The sequence below is a fragment of the Stenotrophomonas sp. 2YAF22 genome (assembly GCF_052114665.1).
Lineage (GTDB): Bacteria > Pseudomonadota > Gammaproteobacteria > Xanthomonadales > Xanthomonadaceae > Stenotrophomonas > Stenotrophomonas indicatrix.
Genome location: NZ_JBFRFE010000446.1, coordinates 1 through 3,601, shown reverse-complemented (window position 1 = coordinate 3,601; position 3,601 = coordinate 1). Strand labels below are relative to the sequence as shown.

At 65.0% G+C, this 3,601-nt stretch carries 4 protein-coding genes; 2 read left to right on the top strand and 2 right to left on the bottom strand.

Features of this window, described 5'->3' with window-relative positions; translation table 11 throughout:
• Window positions 1–128: 128 nt before the first annotated feature.
• Entirely contained in the window at window positions 129–1,373 is a 1,245-nt protein-coding gene (locus AB4Y84_RS16145) for an MFS transporter (RefSeq protein WP_442243566.1), read from the top strand.
• A 63-nt stretch (window positions 1,374–1,436) separates the two neighbouring features.
• Window positions 1,437–2,141 carry a thermonuclease family protein gene (locus AB4Y84_RS16140; protein ID WP_442243565.1) on the top strand — a complete coding sequence of 235 codons (705 nt, stop codon included), beginning with the start codon at window positions 1,437–1,439 and terminating at the stop codon, window positions 2,139–2,141.
• Window positions 2,142–2,145: 4 nt separating this feature from the next.
• Here the strand turns inward: AB4Y84_RS16140 and AB4Y84_RS16135 are convergent, their stop codons facing one another.
• Together AB4Y84_RS16135 and AB4Y84_RS16130 are read right to left on the bottom strand one after the other, a co-directional pair.
• The gene (locus AB4Y84_RS16135) at window positions 2,146–2,508 is read right to left on the bottom strand and encodes a hypothetical protein (protein WP_442243564.1); all 363 of its coding nucleotides are present in this window, start codon (window positions 2,506–2,508) and stop codon (window positions 2,146–2,148) included.
• 181 nt (window positions 2,509–2,689) lie between these two features.
• Window positions 2,690–3,601 (bottom strand): NADP-dependent oxidoreductase (locus AB4Y84_RS16130; RefSeq protein WP_442250438.1); only part of this gene is annotated, 912 nt, incomplete at its 5' end.

Below are 3,601 nucleotides of genomic sequence, written 5' to 3'. Positions count from 1 at the left end.
GGGCAGGTGTGGGGCGTGACTCATGGAGACGACTCGGGGTTTCGATCAAAAATACAGGCCGGACAATCATAGATCATCCTGCCATGCCTCCCTAGACTCTCGGCTGCACGAATGCACTGGGATCTTTGATGAGCAATAACGTAGTGGATACCGCGGTCGCGCCTGATTCTGTGACCCGGGATAGCGGGGAGCCGTCGTCATCGGCATGGGTGGCCGTGTTTTCGCTGGCCATGGGTGTCTTCGGGCTGCTCACGGCCGAATATCTGCCTGCCAGCCTGTTGACGCCAATGGCGGCGGACCTGGAGGTGTCGGAGGCGTTGGCGGGTCAAGCTGTGACGGTCACCGCGGTAGTGGCCCTGTTCGCCGGCCTGCTTGTGCCCCGGCTGACCCGTTCGATGGACAGGCGCTTGGTGCTGTTGAGTTTCACGGGTCTGATGATCCTCTCCAACGCCTTGGTCGCATTGTCGTCCAGCATGGGCGTCCTGCTGGTGATGCGCGTCCTTCTGGGCATCGCGCTGGGCGGTTTCTGGAGCATGGCAGCGGCCGTGGCCATGCGGTTGGTGCCGCCGCAGCGCGTGCCTCGCGCACTGTCCATCATCTTCAGCGGCATTGCGGTCGGCACGGTGGTGTCGGTTCCCTTGGGGAGCTACCTCGGTGGGCTGCTGGGCTGGCGCAGCGCCTTCTGGGCGGCGACGGCGGTAGGTGCACTCACGTTTGCGTTCCAGTGGTTCACGCTGCCCCGAATGGCCCCGCGCAAGGCTGCAGCCCCAGAGTCGGTGGTGGGACTCCTGCGCCGGCCAGGCGTTGCGGTCGGCATGTTGGGCTGCGTTCTGGCGCACACCGGTCAGTACTCGCTCTTCACCTATATCCGCCCGACGCTGGAGAGCCTGGGGCAGATGAGCGCCGATGGCCTGGCGCTGATTCTGCTCGGGTTCGGCGTGGCGAACTTTGTCGGCACACTACTGGCCGGCTGGCTCATGGAGCGCAGCTTGAAAGTCACGTTGGTGATCATGCCTGCCTTGGTTGGGGTAGCCGCGCTGGGCATGGTCCTGTTGCCGGTGGGCGTTGTCGGGCTGGCGATGCTGGTCGCGCTGTGGGGCCTGGCCTTCGGTGGCGTGCCGGTTGCGTGGTCGAGCTGGGTCGCGCGTGCGGTGCCTGACCAGGCCGAGAGTGCCGGCGGGATGGTGGTCGCCGCGGTGCAGTCCTCCATCGCGGCGGGGGCCGCCTTGGGCGGTCTGGTGTTCGGGCTGGGGGGCATTGTTGCTGTTCTCACCGTTGCAGCGGCGGTGATGCTGCTCGCCAGCCTGCTCATTGCGTTCCGTGTCAGGGTGAGCGCGGCGACGTTGTCGGCAGGTCCGGCGCTTCATATTTAGGCGACATCCGACCACTTCCGCTAGAGTGTCGCACCCCGTTTGAATTGGTGCTCGCACCCGAGCATGCGCTTAGAGGATGTCGTTGTTGTGTTGAAGGGTTTGGTGGTGTTGCTTCTGGTTTCTGCGTCGGTTCCTGGTGTGGCAGCAGAGCTGGTCGGCCGCGCGACGGTGACGGACGGGGACACCCTCACCGTGGCCAAGCAGCGCATCCGCCTCTGGGGCATCGATGCGCCGGAAAGCGCCCAGCAATGCACCGCCAAAGACGGACGTCCCTGGCCCTGTGGCCGGCGGTCCGCCGGCGTGCTGGACGCGTATCTGCTGGACAAGACCATTCGTTGCCAGCCCAAGGACACCGACCGCTACGGCAGGGTGGTGGCGGAGTGCTTTGTCCAAGGGACGTCGGTCAATCGGTGGATGGTGCGCTCCGGCTGGGCGGTCGCGTATCGCCAATACGCGACGGCATTCATCGCAGACGAAGCCGACGCGCGCCAGCATCAGCGGAACCTCTGGCAGGGGCCGTTCCAGATGCCAGCTGACTTTCGTCGCAGCAAGCGTGACCAGACGGTACGACAAGCCCCGGTGGCCGCGCAGCCGGCGCCGGGCGGATGCCGCATCAAGGGCAACATCTCCCGCCAGGGCAAGAAGATCTACCACGTGCCCGGCCAGCGGGACTACGAGCGCACCAGCATCGATCTGAGTCGCGGCGAGCGCATGTTCTGCAGCCCCGGGGATGCAATGCGAGCAGGGTGGCAGCCGGCGAGGCGCTGAGCTTTCAGACCCTGCCACGCAGGCGACGGCGCAGCGCCCCTGCCGCCGCCGCGACGACCATCGCAGGCAATGCCAGCACCAGTGCATATACCAGTCCGGCCAGCAACAACGGGCCAAAGCCCGAGACCACGGCCACCACCGGCACCTGCAGCACCATGAGCAACAGTCCCCAAAGCCACGCCCGCCGGGGAAAACAGGCGCCTAGAACGGCGGCGATGCCCAGTGCGATGGGATAGACGACGGTCCAGAATGCAGGCGCGTCCCAAGGCTCGCCACCTGGCGTCCGCCAGGCCACCAGTACCCAGAACACCACGCCGACCTTCAGCGTGACAGCCGTTGCTGCAAGAAGATGTCCCGTCGCCCGCATCGTTGTTCTCCTGCACGAACATGCAGGATGCCACGATCGCGTTTCTCTTCGCGGAAACCAACCAGCGTGCCGAGCTCATTGATGCGTTCGGCACGCTGTCTGGCAAGGGGTAGGAAGCGTTGCTCCTGAACGTACGGCGCAAGGCGAAGATGATATAGCGCGCGCCTGAGCTGCCCCGGCTTTACAGCTCCACCACCACTTTGCCCTTCGCCCGCCCGCTCTCCACATAAGCCAACGCGCCTTGGGTGTCCTGGAACGGAAACACCCGGTCAATGATCGGTGCGATCGCGCCGGATTCGACAAGCGATGTGATGGTGCTCAATTGCGCCCCATCGGCTCGCATGAAGACGAAGGTATACGTCACTCCCTTCTGCTTGGCCTTCCTGCGGATGCCACGGCTGAGCAGACGCATGACCTGCTTGAGCGGCCAGGCGAGCCCGCGCGTTGTCGCAAAGGCGGGCGTGGGCGGACCCGAAATGGAGATGAGATGTCCGCCCGGCTTGAGGATCTTCAGAGAGCGCTCCAGTTCATCCTTGCCCAGGCTGTTGAGCACCACATCGTAGTCGCGGAGTTCCGAGGCGAAATCTTGCCGCTTGTAATCGATGACGACATCCGCGCCCAGCTCCTTCACCCATGCGACATTGGCCGTGCTGGTCGTGGTCGCCACGAAGGCTCCCAGATGTTTGGCCAATTGGATGGCCACGGTGCCGACGCCGCCGGAGCCCGCCTGGATGAAGACCTTCTGTCCTGGCTTCAGCTGTGCGGTTTCCACAAGCGTCTGCCACGCGGTCAGTGCGACCAGCGGCAGCGAGGCGGCCTCCACCATGCTGAGGTTGCCGGGCTTTGGCGCCACAGAGCCCGCGTTGACCGCGATGAACTCGGCGAACGTGCCGATGCGATCATCGTCGGGACGTGCATATACCTCATCGCCCGGTTTGAACTGGGAAACGCCCGCGCCCACACGCTCCACCGTACCGGCCAGGTCGTTGCCCAGAATCAGCGGCAGGCGATACGGCAGGACCGCCTTGAACTCGCCACGCCGGATCTTCGTGTCCAGCGCGTTGACGCTGGCTGCGTGCACGCGGATGAGCAC

Coding starts and splice junctions, on each gene's coding strand:
- AB4Y84_RS16145 (WP_442243566.1), top strand. CDS start 129: ATGAGCAATAACGTAGTGGATACCGCGGTCGCGCCTGATTCTGTGACC.
- AB4Y84_RS16140 (WP_442243565.1), top strand. CDS start 1,437: ATGCGCTTAGAGGATGTCGTTGTTGTGTTGAAGGGTTTGGTGGTGTTG.
- AB4Y84_RS16135 (WP_442243564.1), bottom strand. CDS start 2,508: ATGCGGGCGACGGGACATCTTCTTGCAGCAACGGCTGTCACGCTGAAG.